15 protein-coding genes and 1 pseudogene are annotated in these 15202 nt (G+C 65.8%); 7 read left to right on the forward strand and 9 right to left on the reverse strand.

From position 1 onward, the window contains the following. The 4 genes from ACQI46_RS18870 to ACQI46_RS18885 form a co-directional block, all read right to left on the reverse strand. Positions 1 to 394 (reverse strand): Mov34/MPN/PAD-1 family protein (locus ACQI46_RS18870; protein WP_427095568.1); only part of this gene is annotated, 394 nt, incomplete at its 3' end. A gap of 11 nt (positions 395 to 405) precedes the next feature. Continuing rightward, positions 406 to 1965, reverse strand: a complete 1560-nt coding sequence (locus tag ACQI46_RS18875; RefSeq protein WP_427095569.1) for a ThiF family adenylyltransferase — start codon at positions 1963 to 1965, stop codon at positions 406 to 408. Continuing rightward, the gene (locus tag ACQI46_RS18880) at positions 1965 to 3050 is read right to left on the reverse strand and encodes an SMODS domain-containing nucleotidyltransferase (protein WP_427095570.1); all 1086 of its coding nucleotides are present in this window, start codon (positions 3048 to 3050) and stop codon (positions 1965 to 1967) included. Before ACQI46_RS18880 ends, ACQI46_RS18875 begins: the two co-directional genes overlap by 1 nt. A 699-nt stretch (positions 3051 to 3749) precedes the next feature. Then, complete coding sequence (locus tag ACQI46_RS18885) at positions 3750 to 4382, reverse strand: TetR/AcrR family transcriptional regulator (protein WP_427095571.1); 633 nt, start codon at positions 4380 to 4382, stop codon at positions 3750 to 3752. Positions 4383 to 4488: 106 nt separating this feature from the next. Here ACQI46_RS18885 and ACQI46_RS18890 point away from each other — a divergent pair, with 106 nt between their 5' ends. Further along, complete coding sequence (locus ACQI46_RS18890) at positions 4489 to 5661, forward strand: aromatic ring-hydroxylating oxygenase subunit alpha (RefSeq protein WP_427095572.1); 1173 nt, start codon at positions 4489 to 4491, stop codon at positions 5659 to 5661. A gap of 393 nt (positions 5662 to 6054) precedes the next feature. Beyond that, the gene (gene arr, locus ACQI46_RS18895; protein WP_427095573.1) at positions 6055 to 6477 is read left to right on the forward strand and encodes an NAD(+)--rifampin ADP-ribosyltransferase; all 423 of its coding nucleotides are present in this window, start codon (positions 6055 to 6057) and stop codon (positions 6475 to 6477) included. 533 nt (positions 6478 to 7010) lie between these two features. Here the strand turns inward: arr and ACQI46_RS18900 are convergent. The 4 genes and pseudogenes from ACQI46_RS18900 to ACQI46_RS18915 form a co-directional block, all read right to left on the reverse strand. Beyond that, a pseudogene (locus ACQI46_RS18900) lies at positions 7011 to 7667 on the reverse strand (SDR family oxidoreductase). 41 nt (positions 7668 to 7708) lie between these two features. After that, positions 7709 to 8518 carry an SDR family NAD(P)-dependent oxidoreductase gene (locus ACQI46_RS18905; RefSeq protein ID WP_427095574.1) on the reverse strand — a complete coding sequence of 270 codons (810 nt, stop codon included), beginning with the start codon at positions 8516 to 8518 and terminating at the stop codon, positions 7709 to 7711. A 4-nt stretch (positions 8519 to 8522) separates the two neighbouring features. Next, on the reverse strand, positions 8523 to 9338 hold the full coding sequence (locus ACQI46_RS18910; protein ID WP_427095575.1) for a carboxymuconolactone decarboxylase family protein: 816 nt from the start codon (positions 9336 to 9338) through the stop codon (positions 8523 to 8525). Then, a complete protein-coding gene (locus ACQI46_RS18915; protein WP_427095576.1) occupies positions 9338 to 10168 on the reverse strand; it encodes a mycofactocin-coupled SDR family oxidoreductase in 831 nt (276 codons plus the stop codon). The genes ACQI46_RS18910 and ACQI46_RS18915 overlap by 1 nt, the downstream gene beginning before the upstream one ends. A gap of 112 nt (positions 10169 to 10280) precedes the next feature. On the opposite strand from ACQI46_RS18915, the gene ACQI46_RS18920 reads away from it, so the two are divergent. Both ACQI46_RS18920 and ACQI46_RS18925 read left to right on the forward strand, forming a co-directional pair. Continuing rightward, on the forward strand, positions 10281 to 10850 hold the full coding sequence (locus tag ACQI46_RS18920; protein WP_427095789.1) for a TetR family transcriptional regulator: 570 nt from the start codon (positions 10281 to 10283) through the stop codon (positions 10848 to 10850). Positions 10851 to 10969: 119 nt separating this feature from the next. Then, positions 10970 to 11509, forward strand: a complete 540-nt coding sequence (locus tag ACQI46_RS18925) for a gamma carbonic anhydrase family protein (protein WP_427095577.1) — start codon at positions 10970 to 10972, stop codon at positions 11507 to 11509. A gap of 37 nt (positions 11510 to 11546) precedes the next feature. Here the strand turns inward: ACQI46_RS18925 and ACQI46_RS18930 are convergent, their stop codons facing one another. Then, a complete protein-coding gene (locus tag ACQI46_RS18930) occupies positions 11547 to 12158 on the reverse strand; it encodes an Rv1733c family protein (RefSeq protein WP_427095578.1) in 612 nt (203 codons plus the stop codon). A 195-nt stretch (positions 12159 to 12353) separates the two neighbouring features. Between ACQI46_RS18930 and ACQI46_RS18935 the strand changes: the two genes are divergently transcribed. The 3 genes from ACQI46_RS18935 to ACQI46_RS18945 are packed head-to-tail and all read left to right on the forward strand — an operon-like array spanning position 12354 to position 15173. Next, positions 12354 to 13109, forward strand: coding sequence for a (Fe-S)-binding protein (locus tag ACQI46_RS18935; RefSeq protein ID WP_427095579.1), 756 nt, complete (start codon positions 12354 to 12356; stop codon positions 13107 to 13109). After that, the gene (locus ACQI46_RS18940; protein ID WP_427095580.1) at positions 13106 to 14569 is read left to right on the forward strand and encodes a LutB/LldF family L-lactate oxidation iron-sulfur protein; all 1464 of its coding nucleotides are present in this window, start codon (positions 13106 to 13108) and stop codon (positions 14567 to 14569) included. Before ACQI46_RS18935 ends, ACQI46_RS18940 begins: the two co-directional genes overlap by 4 nt. Next, positions 14562 to 15173, forward strand: coding sequence for a LutC/YkgG family protein (locus tag ACQI46_RS18945; protein WP_427095581.1), 612 nt, complete (start codon positions 14562 to 14564; stop codon positions 15171 to 15173). The genes ACQI46_RS18940 and ACQI46_RS18945 overlap by 8 nt, the downstream gene beginning before the upstream one ends. The last annotated feature ends 29 nt before the right edge of the window (positions 15174 to 15202 follow it).

Raw genomic sequence — 15202 nt, forward strand, 5'->3', positions numbered from 1 at the left:
GGCGGAGCCACCCACGCCGCCGTTCAGCGTTCACGCGCGACCGACGATCGACTGGGCTATCTCGGCGACTGGCACACCCATCCTGCCGACGCCGGTCGGTTGGGCTGGGGCCGGCGTCGGCAGGATGGGTGTGCCAGTCGCCGAGATAGCCCAGTCGATCGTCGGTCGCGCGTGAACGCTGAACGGCGGCGTGGGTGGCTCCGCCGGGGATGCGGTAGCGGGCGCGGCCTCGATCGGTGGTGGCTATTTCGATGGCGGCGGTGACCCACGGATGACCGTCGGCGAGGACGCCGATGAGTATTCCGCCGGTCTCGCAGGGGTGGGCGTGTGCCGCGGCTGCGGTCAGTGTGGCGCGGGCTGATTCGGCGAGCAGCAGGCGTGTGTGGGCGGGCATGCGCGGTGGATTCAGTCGTGGGGGCGGGGGTCAATGACGCCGGGGCGGTCGAACGGAGGGTGCAGCGGGCGCAGGACGGTGATGCGCTCGTCGGGCAGGACGAGCCGGTCGGTCAGCACGTCGATCGCTGCGGCGGTGATGTCAGCGGCGGCGGTGAGGACCGCGGCCGGCGAGGCGTTGTTTACCGGGGCGGTGCACCCGAGTTCGAGGAATCCAGTGATCGCGGTGTGGTCATCATCGCGTGGCAGGTCGTGGTAGCGCGGGTCGGCCGAGCGGGTGGCCAGCGGGGTGTCGGAGGAGGTTTGTCGTTGGATGCGGGTGAGTGCGCCTTGGTGGAACAGGGCGCCGGTCACGAGGTCGATGTGATTGTGGTGGCAGACGTGGGCCAGGGCGGCGGTCATCGGCAGGATGCCGGTGCAATCGATGACGAGGTCGGTGTCGGTGATGGCTGTTCTCAAGGCGATCGGATCGTAGGGAAGATCGCCGTGTCTGGTGACGGTGGTCCAGGGGGCGTGTTGGTTGACGGCGTCGGCTACGGCGAGAGTCTTGCGGTGGCCGACGAAGCGGCGTTCGCTGACGTGGCGGACCAGGTTGGCGCTGACCAGGTGGTCGTCGTCGTGCAGGTGCAGTGCGCCGACGCCGTTTGATGCCAGTGTGACGGCGACATGGCCGCCCACCGAGCCGGCGCCGGCGATCAGCACGGCCTTGGTCGCCAGGACGTCGGCGTCGGGGCCGGCGCGGCGGCGAAGTGCGTGCGCGTCGTTGGCTGTCGCTGTCAACGCGGTGGTCTGCAGCGTGGTTCCGTCTCCGGAGAAGGCGAGTACGACGGCGTCGTAGTCGGCACCGTGGCGTGGCCAGGTCAGCACGATGAAGTCGTGTCCGCCGCTGGGGGCGGGGAAGGCGGCGTTCGATCGTCTGGCCAGACCCGCCTCGAGGTTTCGGCGTTGTCGGCGACCGAGCGCCTGGCGAGCGTCGTCGAGGGTCCGGGGGGGTCGAGTGGTTGCTGGTAGCAAATATGTTGCGCCCGTCAGGACCGGTGTTCCCGCCGTGCGTGGATCGGGTGGGTTGCCGTGGGCGATGAGCAGTGTGGAGCCTTGCAGGGTGCCGAAGACTGAGGCGGTCCAGCCGGTGGTGCCTTTGTCGAGTAGGTCCTGGAGTGGTAGTTCGGCGCGGTAGGTGTTGCTGCGCTCGCGGAACAGGTGGGCGGCATCCAGGGCGGCGTCGTCGGGACTGAAGCTGGTGGACGCGGCGTGAGCCCATTGGTCGAGTCGAACCCACAGCGCTTCCAGGCGCCGGCCGTCGATCTGTGCGGGGTCGTCTTCGCCCCACAGGCAGATCGTGCCCAGGGCGTCGTGTTCGGTGCGCAGGCCATCGACGTGGACGTGGGCATAGCGCAGTGGCCAGCCGGGGTAGAAGTGGATCTGCATGCGGGTGGCGTCGGTGAGCGGCCGCAGGCTCGGTCGAATGGGACCCGTCCATATGGGCGGGTCCTCACCCGGCACCGGGGAGAAGCAGGCTTCGATCAGCCCTGCGCGGAACCGGTCGTAGGCCGCGTCGTCGTAGGTGTGCACTACAGGTCGAGCGGTGCGCGTCGACGGCGAGGTGAGAGGGCGAAGCCACGGGGTTGATTACTGCCCAGCGCGCCGACCGCCGTGACCGATCCGATCGGAAAGCCGGTGGCGTCGCAGCCTTCTGGCAGGGGAAGAACTGCGCCACGCTCGTTGTCGCCGAGGATGTCACGCCACATCTTGGCGGCCCGGCACTTCTCGGCGTCGAGCGCGTCGCGTGCCTCCTGGGCGAGACGCTCGAAGGTCTGGGCGGCCGAGTTCCACTGCCAGTAGTCGAGTTCGGGTTTCAAGGGGGTGTTCAGCACGGGATCGAGCAGGCCGCCTTCGGCGCTGTCGGCCAGGCGTGCAGAGACATGTTCGAAGGTGGAGGCCAGCAGTTCAGCCCAGGTGGACCCCGTGACGAGGCCGTCCTTCCATGCGTAGTACGCAGCGATCTCGATGAACAGCCCGCCGGGACGTTGGCTGCCGAGGTGAACGTGGCGCACCTGCCGAAGCAGCCGGGCGACCGGCCGGTAGGCGTTGGTGGTTCCGACCACGGGACTCCACGCGGCGACGGCCAGGGAATTGGTGTCCGCGGCGAACTGCACCGGGTTGGTCTTGATCCACCGCTTCTCGTCGTTGTCCCACTTGTCGCGATCGCGATTCGGGATCGCCCAGTGATCTCCCCACGGAACGGCCGGCACCGCGTCGATGGCGAACGCATCGACGCTGAAGTGGTCTTCAGGATCGGAAAATTCGATCTTCAGCGACCGGGACTGACGCGTGATCCGGCCGCCTTGATCGTGGTCTTTCAAGCCGTACTCGGCGACGAGGACCCGTTCGACGGCGTCGGAGATCTTCTGCGGGCTATGGCGAACCGACAGGTTTGTGAACCTCAGGAACACGTCGACGTCTTTGCCGGGGTAGCGGGCGGTCTGTCGGGCGTAGGAACCGATCAGCAGCGTGTCGATGCCCCAGTCGGCCAATTCGGCGTCGGCTTCTAACAGGTCGCGCACCTCGGTGTGCGCGGCGATGGCGCGGTCGCGCTTGTCGCCGTTGACTGTCACGTTGCGCACTGCCTGCTCGAACTGTTCATTGAGCGTCTCCACGTTCGATACTCACCTTTCCCCGCGGTAACACACCCACGGTAGGCCGCGGGTCCGACAACCAGCCGTCGAAGATCCGGTGCCGGTCATCGGCGCGCCACACAACTCCCCGTTCGTGTCCACCTCATGTCCAACTGGACATGAAAGTGACAGTTCGGGCCGCGATGGCTGCGCGCGGCCAAGCTGGGCCGGCGCGAGTCCTTGAGCACAGCGTCGTGATAGGAAATGAGACCCCGCAGCCCGGCGTGATGTACGCACGGCTAAGGCCACGCGGGGGCGCCTCAGTTCTTTAGAACAGCGAGCGCGCGATATGCAGATGCCGACGATTCACCCCTAGCGCAAGGACAATCGAGACAGGCCGGCGGCGGACAGGGCTTCGGCGATTATCGACAGCGTGATCGACGCGCGCTCGTTGGCGGCGAAGCGCACGAAGTGCCACCTCGACGTTGGGTCGGCGTCGACCTGAGTACCTCGACGTCTGCCGCGAGAGCGATGTCCGGCGTGGCAGGTACGGCTTGACAGGCCTATATGTTCAAGGGCGCCATTGTTAGGCGTATTGATCCACTGAGACGCAGTCGGTCAGCCTCTCTCCAACGACCGTGGAGAGCTTTATTCCGAAGATCAGTACAGTCGTCTCTGGAGGCCCCGCGGCGAGAGGGGGCCGCTCGCCGAGATCTGCACGGAGAGTTCTACGGTGCCGAATCATGGGTTCTCCACTCTGACTGCACTTTCCCGCGGCCGACAGTGCGCCTGTACCCCCGGCGCTATCCAGTTGTGGAGGTAAGCGCGCAGTTCCTCCCCATGGCGTGGAGGCCGGCCCGGGTCGATGATCAGGGACTGCAGCATTCGCAGCATGAGTTCAACGAGTTCGGTCAGCGTGGTGTCGTCGAATCCGCTTGCGCGCCAGTCCACATTGAAGCGATTCAAAATGGACCGCCCGAAGGTGATGGCAACCTCACCGGTGACACCGGCGGTGAACGCGCTGGCCTTGCCCGGCTGCATCACCATGCCGAGGTAACGGTCGTGCGGCAGTTGTTCGAGGGTGAAGGCGATGCCCTCGACCACGGCGTCGGTGGGCGTCGTGAACGCCTTCAGGTGCAGAGCGAGGTTGTCGAGGAAGGCCGACACTGCGGACATGGCGGTGGCGTGCAGCAGCGCTTCCAGGTTCGGGAAGTACCGGTACAGGGTTGGCCGGGTGATGCCGAGGTCGTCGGCGACCCGGGAGACACTGACCGCTCCCTCCTCGTCGATCATCCGCCGCGCGGCAGTCACGATGCGTGCTACGGCCTCCTCGTCATCGGCCGGAATGTCACCAGCCCACCCGTGTCTCCGCATCAGGGGATCGTCGCATCCGGACGGCGCATTCCTTGACTTTACAGTCCCATGCACCTGTATCGTCAGATTCGAGTTCAGCGATCGCAATCCGTGAGGAGCCTCCGAGATGACCTCGACGATCGGACCCGTGACGAACGGCCAGGACGAAGTGCTCACCCGACGGGCGCTGCGCCTGGCCCTCGACAAGACCACCGATATGGCCGAACGCGAACTGCGCGTCCCACTGCACTACTACCGCGACCCGAAGATCACCGAGATCGAAGAGTCTCAGATCCTGCGGCGGGTGCCGTTGGCCGTCCTTCCCTCCGCGCAGATACCGAACGCCGACGACTATGTGGTGCGTTCGGTGCTCGGGGACTCGCTGCTGATCACGCGCGACCGCCACGGGGTCAGCCACGTACTGCTCAACTACTGCCGGCACCGCGGGGCCATGCCCGCCTGCGGAACCGGTAACGTCTCACGCTTCACCTGCCCCTATCACGCGTGGACCTACCGCAACACCGGCGAGTTGCTCACTGTGCCGGGCAGCAGCGGCTTCGATTCGATGAATAAAGCGGACTACGGGCTCGTCGAGCTGCCCAGCCAGGAGCGGCACGGCTTCATCTGGGCTGTGCTCAGCGCCGACGCCGCGATCGACGTCGATGCCCACCTTGGTGACATGGGACCTGAACTGGCGCAGTTCAATTACGCGTCGTACGGCTATCACACCGATCGTGAATTCGAATCCGACGTTTCCTGGAAGGGAGCCCTGGAGGCGTTCGCCGAGGCCTACCACTTTCCATTCGTCCACGGAGAGAGCGTGATCGGGCAGAACACCATCGCCAACACCTCGGTGTACGACGAATTCGGCAAGCACCACCGCATGGGGTTTCCGTTCAATTGGATCGTCAATCTGGACGGGGATCCTTCCGGGCCTTGGGATCCCTCGGCCAACATGGGACTGATCTACTGGATCTACCCGAACCTCATCCTGGCCAACAGCCCCGTCGGTGTGGAGATCATCGACATCTTGCCAGCGGGGGCGCCCACCCGGTGCACAGTCAGACACAGCTGGATGGGCAAGGTACCGGCCACCAACGACGAGATGCGCGCAGCCTACGACCAGGTCTACGAAAGCGTGCACGCCGCCGTCCGCGACGAGGACTTCGCGATGCTGCCCCAATGCGGGCAAGGCGTCCGTCACGGCCAACACGATCACATGATCATCGGCCGCAACGAGATTGGCGTACAGCACATGATCCGAGTCTTCGCCCAGGAACTGGGGGTAGCGCTTCAATAGCGCGCGTCGCGTGAACACCTGCGCGGCAGCCTTCAGGCCCACCCGCAAGGGCGTGAAGACCGCACGCTTCCACATCAACCAACACAAGGCGTCGGCAGCGACGGAGGCCGGGCACCAGATGAACTGGTCCACTCCATAGGTCCTCTCATAGCGCCCGATCGAGACCCGTCTTAGCCATGTCGGCCATGACCTTGCGATTGGTCAGCCGGCACCTCGGCCGTTGGGCTGGTTCAGGGAGTTGGCCGTCGCTCGAGAATGACATTCCGACAGAGTGCGTTCGAAGATCCGCGCCGCCGTGCCACTTTCAGGATACCGCTCCAACGGGGGGTTGCGGCAAGGCCCGGATAGTCCTGCATACTTGCGCCTCCCAGCAGTTCGTCCGAAGGAATTCAGGTGTCTGAACCGCTTGACAATGGTCCGTTCTTCCATGGCACGATCGCCGACCTGAGTGTGGGTGAGTTCCTCACCGCGGGTCATCGATCGAACTACCGGCCCGAGATCGTGATGAACCACATCTACTTCACCGCTCTGGTTGACGGAGCTGGCTTTGCCGCTGAGATTGCCGCTGAACTCGCTGCGGGCGAGGCTATTCCGAGGGTGTACCAAGTTGAGCCGACCGGAGAGTTCGAGAACGACCCCAACGTGACCGACAAGAAGTTCCCCGGCAATCCCACGCGGTCCTACCGCAGCAGGGACCCGCTGCGGATCGTCGGCGAAATCACCGAGTGGACCCGATCGACGCCTGAACAGCTGCAGACATGGCGGGAACGCCTGTCTGCGCTGCTCTCCAACGAGGATGCCGAAATCATCAACTGAGAGCTCCGACGTCACCGCCAGCTAGGTTCGCGAACCGTGCAGCCTCCAAACTGCGCGCTGCCACATCATGTTGGTCTCAAGCAGTCTTCGCCGAACTCGGCCAGGGCGGTGTCGAGGAGAGACCCCCGGGTTGCCGGCCCGATCAGATGACGATCCGCCTCCAGAAGTTGTTGAACGGGCCTGCCTGACAGCCGTTTTCGAACCCTTTGGAAACGCGATGATGGGATGGCCGACCAGAAAGCAAAATGGCTAGGAATCCTCCCGCAGGCTTTTCAGGCGTGCAGTGAATAGGGCTGTCCATTCTTGGAGGTAGCGATCGTCAGACAAGCGGCCTTCCGGTTGACGGATGCGGTGGGCGACGAAACGCTCGCCGAGGAGGCTGTTGATGCCGAGGGCGGCCAAGGCGTGGCTCTGTTCGCGGGTCGCTTCGGGTGCTTATGTGGTGATCCAGCCCCGTAGTTCAGTCGCGCCATGCCGGCGCCGATTCCGCATGCGGCGCCGGTGATCATCACAACCTTCTCATCGAGCATGAACTACCCGGTTTCCTGCGGAAGCGTCGATGCGACGACGCCACCGGCAACCAATATGTCGGTCCCGGTGATGAATGATGAATTGGAGCCGAGGAGGAACTCCGTGACGGCCGCGATCTCCTCGGGAGTGCCCATGCGCCGCAGGGCGGCCTGCTCGACCATCGCCCGGATGCCGTCGCCCAGCTCGGACTTCAGTTCCTGATGCTGCATGGGAGTGACGATGGTGCCCGGACTGATCGAGTTGACCCGCGCCGATCTCGCCGCCCACGTCCTGCAGGCGGCCCCGCACGCGAACCAGGCAGGCTTGTTTGGCGATCGCGTACGCCACCCCTGGATACTCGATCCGTTCCGGATCCAGGAACGGCAACGACAACAGGTCTTCGGCCGGTGTATTCGCTATCGCCGCTTGTTGTTCGAACGACAGCGCCGGCAGCAGGTGGGCAGCCATACTCCCGATTACGACACCCGTTCCGCCCGAAGCGACCACCGCGCCGAACGAATCGAGGACATAGGCGACACCAACGAGGTCAACAGCGAGAATCTCCGCCGACGTCGGATCGAGCTGTATTCGTCGGCGGTCTGCTTCAGGGTGTCCTTGTCGACGTCCGACCGCACCACAGCAAGGCCGGAGCCCAAGCGGCGCACAATCGCTCGCCCCATGCCGCCGGTGCCGATCACAGCCAAGACGCGGTCCGTGCGGGTCACGCCTCCCGCGCCCGTTCGTCGATGAAAGCGTTCCAGTCCGACGCGCGGTCGACGAGAACGTCGCGCACTTCTGGATGCGTATAGACCATGAAGCTGTCCTCGAGTATGGCCTCGACCACGCGCTCGCCGACCTCATCAGGAGTCAAAAGACCGAATTGCTCTCCGGGGCCCCGCATCTCCGGCTCAGGCCCGAAGGGCGGCGGAAGTGATTCGATGATGTTCGTGATGACCGGTCCCGGACACAGAACCGTCACCCCGATTCCGCGCGGGGCAAGGTAGAGCCGCAATCCCTCCGACAGCTGGATGACGCCGGCCTTCGACACCGCGTACGGCAGACGGTCATAGGAATAAGTGAAGAGTCCAGCGAAGGAGGCGGTATTGACGATGTGACCGCTGCCCTGTTCGAGTAGCAGTGGAAGGAACACGAGATTGCTGCGCACGTACGACATCAGGTTGATGTCGATGATGCGCTGCCACTCGCTCAGCGGAAGATGCTCGGGCAGACCGCGGGTGAGGACGCCGACGTTGTTCATCACGATGTCCACACGTCCGAATTCCCGGAGTACGAGGTCTCTGAGCCGCTCGAAGGCATCACCGTCGGCGACATCGCATACAACGCCGGCTGAGCGTCCGCCGTCAGCCTGGATCTCGTCGGCTACTGACGACGCGCGGTCTGCGTTGATGTCTGCGACGACAACGGCAGTGTCCCGGCGGGCGAGCGAGAGGGCCGTGGCGCGTCCGATACCGCTGCCTCCGCCGGTGACGATGGCAACCTTGTCGCGCAATGACTTCACGTCTGCGCCCAACCTTTCAGCCAGGTGAGTTGGCGGCCTCGGCGAGCACACGCTGCTGCTGCTCACCGACGACCTGGTTCAGCCGGAAACCTTTCGCGCACCCGTAGTACGCGGCGAAGTGCAGTGCCACCTCGTCCATCTCCTCGAAGGAGATGTCGCCGCTCTTCATCGCCGCGTACACATGGGACAGAATCGGGATGTCGGCATCCTGGAACGCCACGCACGCCACAGTGATGAGGCGCCGCTCCTTCATTCCAAGGCCCGGCCGCTGCCACATCTCCCCGAAGACGAAATTCAGGATGCCCGCCCCTTGATAGGGGTTGTCGCGCGGCGGGGTGAAGGGGATGCAGTTCACGTCGATGAACGTCTGCTCTCCGCCCTGGAGTCGCTTTTCGGGATCGCTCTCGGTGGGCAGGGGTAGCAGCGGTTCGGGCGGCGGAGGCGCTTCGCCGCGCTCGTCGCACAGTCGCTGCCACTGCAGGTCGACGAAGATGTTGAACCGCGACGCCTTCGGCCAGCCCGCATAAACCGCGAAATGCAATACGGTTTCGCGCATTTCGGCGATCGAGATGTCGCCGCTCTTCAGGGCCGCATAGATGTGCTGCTCCAGCGGAGCATCGGCGTCGGCCGCCGCCACACAGGCCAGCGTGACGAACCGCCGATCCCGCCGGCTGAGCCCGGGCCGAGTCCACACATCGGCGAAGACGAAGTCGATGAGCTCGTCGGCGATGACGGGCGAGGTGGCCTTGGGCGCCTCGACGGCCATCACCTCGGTGAAGGCGCGTAATCCCCGCTCACGGCGGTCGGTGTCCACGTCGTGGGTTGTGGACATCAGAGTTTGTTGCAGAAGCCGGCGTCGACGGGGAAGGTGACGCCGGTGACGTACTTGGCGTCGTCGGACGCGAGGTAGGCGATGGCCGCGCTGACGTCCTCTGGTTCGAGCATGTCGACCGGCATCGGGTTCTGGAGATGCGGTCCGCCGTCGGGGTAGGCCTCCAGAAATGCGGTCATGGCGGGGTTGACGGCCATCATGGTGCGGACAGCTGTCGGATGGATGGTGTTCACGCGAATGCTGTGCGGGGCAAGGGCGTTTGCAAGTGTCCGCATCAGTCCCACGATTCCGTGTTTGGATGCCGCGTAACCGAGTCCGCCGCCCTGAAAGCCGCCGAAGCCTTTGAGGCCCGCGGTCGAGCTGGTGAAGATGATGCATCCGCCGCGCTGCCCGGCGATCAGATGCGGGATCGCGGCGCGGGCGGTGTGAAAGGCGCCGACGAGATTGACGTCGAGCACGTCGGTCCACTGCTCGAGCTCTTCCTCAATGGTCAATTCGCGAAACGTCATCGTCGCGATCCCGGCGTTGGCGCACACGATGTCGAGACGACCGAACTGCTCGACGCCCGCATCGAGCGCGGCCTGCAGCTGATGGAAGTCGCGCACATCAGCAACGCTCGCCAGCATCTTCCCGCCGGCGGCCTCCACGAGGCCGACCGTCTCGTCCAGCTCTTCGCGGGTCGCCATCGGATAGCCGTTCGACGGGATGTCGGCGCAGACGTCGACGCCGATGATGTTGGCGCCCTCGCCGGCCAACCGCACCGCGTGGCTGCGGCCCTGCCCGCGCGCCACGCCCGTGATGAAGGCGACTCGTTCGTTCAACTTGCCCATGCGGTTCCTCGCTTCGGTGCGATCGCAGCTGGCCGTGCACCGCGGCTGTCGGGGGTAACGGCGTTACTGTTGGCCGCACAGTAACATCGTTACCGTGCAGACGGAAGGCGTTGTGCAAACCGCTCCCGCCGGTGTCCCGGCGGACGAGTCGTCGTCGGACCCCCTGATCGACATCGTCGTGGATCTGCTCGACACGCACGGATACGAGGCAGTCCAATTGCGGGAGGTCGCTCGCCGCGCGCGCATGTCACTGGCGACGATCTACAAGCGCTATCGCACACGCGACGAACTCATCGTCGCAGCCCTCGAATGGTGGTTGACCACCAACCGCTATGCCGGACTCGCGCCGGCGCCCAGTGCCACGCTGTACGGCGGGCTGATGCACATCTTCCGAACGGTGTTCGAGCCGTGGGAATCCCATCCGCAGCTGTTGAAGTCCTACTTCCGGGCGCTGTCCGGACCTGGCGGAGACCGTCTCGCCAAGCTCGGATTCGACGCCGTCACGCCCGCGGCACGGGAAGCACTCGGCCAGGCCGACCCCGGATTCGCCGCCGATCTCGAACGCATCCTCACCAGCCAGGTGTACGGGGTGCTCGGCCAACTCGCGGCGGACGCAATCGATGTCACCGACATCCTGCCGTCGATCGAACGCGCGGTGTTCTGGCTCGTCGAGGGACGGTAGCTCATAGTGCGCCCGCGACGAGCCTCCACCGACATCGCGGCATTGCTGATCCGTCTCATCGCACCGGCCGCCGTGATCCCGAGTCCATCGGGAATTCGGCTTTGGGCACAATGAGCCCCATGCCGGAGCCGTTGATCCTTACCTTGGGGGACCGATCTCCCCGCATGCATCCCGAAAGCTGGGTAGCTCCGAACGCTTCGGTGATCGGCGACGTCACCCTCGCAGAGAAGGCCAGCGTTTGGTACTCCGCGACGGTGCGCGCGGAGTTCGAGCCCATCGAAATCGGTGCGGGATCCAACGTCCAGGACAACTCCTCGATCCACGCCGACCCGGGCTTCCCCGTCACGATCGGTGCTCGGGTGACCATCGGTCACAATGCGGTCGTTCACGGTTGCCTCATCGGCGACGATTGCCTCATCGGCATGGGAGCGATCATCGGTAACGGCGCCACGATCGGGGCGAGTTCCCTCGTCGCGCCCGGAGCAGTGATCCCGCAGGGCATGAACGTTCCGCCGCGATCGCTGGTCGCGGGCGTCCCAGCCAAGGTCCGCCGCGAACTGAGCGACGACGAGATCAAAGTCAACGGAGTCAACGCCGCCGCGTACGAGTACCTCATCGGCGTGCACCGGGCCGCTACCCCGGCGGTGGCTTCGGAATAGGGCGTTGCGCCATCTCCGCACGGCGCGGTGCGGAGCCCTACGTGTGCCGGTTCGCCCGGCCGTCGTCGTTGTGGACATGTAGGCGGAGTTCGCGCTCCCAGGCGTGGTCGCGGGCTCGGTCCAGCCCCCGGCGGACAACCCACGTCGCCAAGGCGCAGCTGCCCACGACGGCGAGCCAGACCGCCACTGCAGCACCGACCGCGGCCATCTCGGCATCTGTCACCGTCACCGGCGCCGGGACCACCTTGCCGGCATCGTCGACCCAGATCCGCACAGCGTCGCCCGCTTCGACCGGTGCAGGCGCGATGACCGTGTCTTCATGGAACTGTCCGCCGCCCTGCCATCGCACACGGACATATCCGGGATTGTCGAAGTCCGCCAGCGCAGCGGTGCTTTCCAGCGCCTGCGCCTCGACGGCGTGGCGGGTCTGCGCCTGCTCGTCGGCGGTACGCGCTCCGGCGCTGTAGACCTCGGTCTTGACCAGCGCTGCGAGCGGCACGGCGAACAGCACCAAGACGGTCACGACGACGGCGCTGAGCGCCTCGAGACGATCGCTCACCCGGCCCAGCGGACTGCCGCCGAGCACGCGCAGGAACCAGCGAAACAAAAGAGCAAACCGCGTGACGGCCATCACCGTCGACTTCGGCATGATTGTCCAGTTTCCGCAAACATCCAGCCCATGGTGGCATCGGCGCCCGCAGGATGCCAATCGCCCCTCGGTCATAGCAATCGACATCACATTCGGGTGTCACCGGCCCGAGGCCGGCGACGGACAGTGGCAACACCGGAAGCGCCGCCTACTCTGGACGACAGACCAACTCGGCCCGTTGACGTGGAGTCCAGTATGCGTATCGCATTGTTCGCGACCTGTCTGGCGGACGCCATGTTTCCGCAGGCGGCTATCGCCACCGTCACCCTCCTCGAGCGGCTCGGTCACGAAGTCGTCTTTCCCGACCGACAGACCTGCTGCGGGCAGATGCACATCAACACCGGCTATCTCACCGAAGCGGTGGACCTGGTACGCCACCACGTCGAGGTGTTCGAAGAGGCCGGCTGCGACGCGGCCGTCGCACCGTCGGGTTCCTGTGTGGGCTCGGTACGCCATCAGCACGCCATGGTGGCCCGCCGCGCCGGCGACGAACGGCTCGCCCAACGTGCCGATGCCATCGCGGCCCGTACTTACGAACTGTCGGAATTCCTCGTCGACGTCCTCGAGATCCTCGATGTCGGGGCCTATTTCCCCCATCGGGTCACCTACCACCCGACCTGCCACTCGCTGCGGATGCTGCGCGTCGGCGACAAACCGGTCGAATTGCTGCGCCACGTCCGCGGTTTGACGCTGGTCGAGTTGCCCGCCGCGGAGACCTGCTGTGGCTTCGGGGGCACCTTCGCGATGAAGAACGCCGACACCTCCACCGCGATGCTCGCCGACAAGATGGCCGCCGTGATCGACACCGGCGCGGAGGTCTGCAGCGCCGGCGACTCGTCGTGCCTGATGCACATCGGCGGTGGGCTGTCGCGGATTCGGGCCGGAGTGCGAACCGTGCACCTCGCTGAAATCCTTGCCGCCACCGACGACGCCACCGTGGCGGCGCGATGACGACGTTCCTCGGCGTGCCCGGGATGCGCGGTTCGGGCAACCTACGCGGCACCGAACCCTTCCCCCATGCCGCACGAAAGGCGTTGCGCGACACGCAGATGCGCCGCAACGTGGGGCACGCCACCCGGACCATCCGCGCCAAACGCCTGGCTGCGGTGGCCGAGTGTGCCGACTGGGAGCAGTTGCGGGCGGCCGGTAGCGCGGTCAAACAGGACGTGCTGTCCCGACTGCCCGAGCTCCTGGAGCAGCTCGAACGCAACGTCACTGCCCGCGGCGGGGTGGTGCACTGGGCGCGCGACGCCGACGAGGCCAACCGGATCATCACCGACCTGGTCCGCGCCACCGGCAGCAATGAAGTGGTCAAGGTCAAGTCGATGGCCACCCAGGAGATCGGTCTGAACGAACACCTGGAGTCGGCCGGGATCGCCGCCACCGAAACCGATCTCGCCGAACTGATCGTGCAGCTGGGCCATGACAAACCGAGCCACATCCTGGTGCCTGCCATCCACCGCAACAGAGCCGAGATCCGCGAGATCTTCCTGCGGGAGATGCCTGAGGCGGGCGAGCTGACCGACGAGCCGCGGGTGCTGGCGATGGCCGCGCGCGCTCACCTGCGCCGCAAGTTCTTGTCGGCGAAGGTGGCGATCAGCGGCGCGAATTTCGGTGTGGCGGAGACCGGCACACTCGCGGTCGTCGAGTCCGAGGGCAACGGCCGGATGTGCCTGACGCTGCCCCAGACGTTGATCACCGTGATGGGCATCGAGAAGATCGTGCCGCGCTTCACCGATCTCGAGGTGTTCATGCAACTGCTGCCGAGATCGTCGACAGCCGAGCGGATGAACCCCTATACGTCGATGTGGACCGGAGTGCACGACGGGGACGGACCGCGAGAGTTCCACCTCGTGCTGCTCGACAACGGCCGCACCAGGGTGCTGGCCGATGAGGTGGGTCGCGCTGCGCTGCACTGCATTCGATGCAGTGCATGCCTGAACGTGTGCCCGGTGTACGAGCGCACCGGCGGGCACGCTTACGGGTCGGTGTATCCCGGTCCGATCGGGGCGATCCTATCGCCACAGCTGACCGGTACCGACGGCCATGACGACCCGAACGCGTCGCTGCCGTACGCGTCCTCGCTGTGCGGGGCCTGCTTCGACGCCTGCCCGGTGCGCATCGACATCCCGTCGATCCTGGTACACCTACGGGCTGCGCAGGTCGACTCCGAACGCGGCGGGCTGCCATCCGGGCAGGATCTCGCGATGAAGGCGGCGGCTCGGACGATGGCCTCGCCGAAACGGTTCGCGATGGCAGAGAAGGCACTCTCGGCCGGCCGGTTCGTCGCCAACAGGGACCACCGCATCACCTCGCTGCCGTGGCCCGGTTCGAAGTGGACGGCCAGTCGTGACGTGCCCGAACCTCCGTCGGAGACGTTCCGCCAGTGGTGGAGACGCACCCATGGCTGAAGCGAAAACTATTGTGCTGAACCGGATCCGCGAGGCACTCGCCGCCGCACCGGCAAGCCCCGTCACGGTCCCCAGATCCTATGACCGGGCGCCGTTGGTCGGTTCCGCCGACGTGGAGCGCTTCGCCGAGACCGTTGACGAGTACCGCGCCCGTGTCCATCGTGTCGCGGCCGGCGACGTGGCTTCAGCGGTGGCTGCCCTCGTTCCGCCCGGTGGCCGGGTCGTGGTGCCCGTCGACCTGCCCACCGAGTGGGTGCACGGCGTGCATGCCGTCGCCGACGAGCCGCCGCTGTCCAACACCGACCTCGACCAGGTCGACGCGGTGGTCACCGGCTGCGCGGTCGGCATCGCCGCCACGGGCACGATCGTGCTCGACGGAGGTGTCGCGCAGGGCCGGCGGGCTCTGACCCTGATCCCCGACCACCACATCTGCGTGGTGTTCGCCCGGCAGGTCGTCGACACCGTGCCGCAGGCGTTCGCCGCGCTGGACCCGTCACGGCCGCTGACGTTCATCTCCGGGCCGAGCGCGACCAGCGACATCGAACTCGACCGGGTTGAGGGAGTGCACGGGCCGCGCACCCTCGACGTGCTGATCGTCAGCTGATCGCAGCTACCAACCGGGCCAGGGTGGTG

It is taken from the genome of Mycobacterium sp. SMC-4, from assembly GCF_050205565.1.
GTDB lineage: Bacteria > Actinomycetota > Actinomycetes > Mycobacteriales > Mycobacteriaceae > Mycobacterium.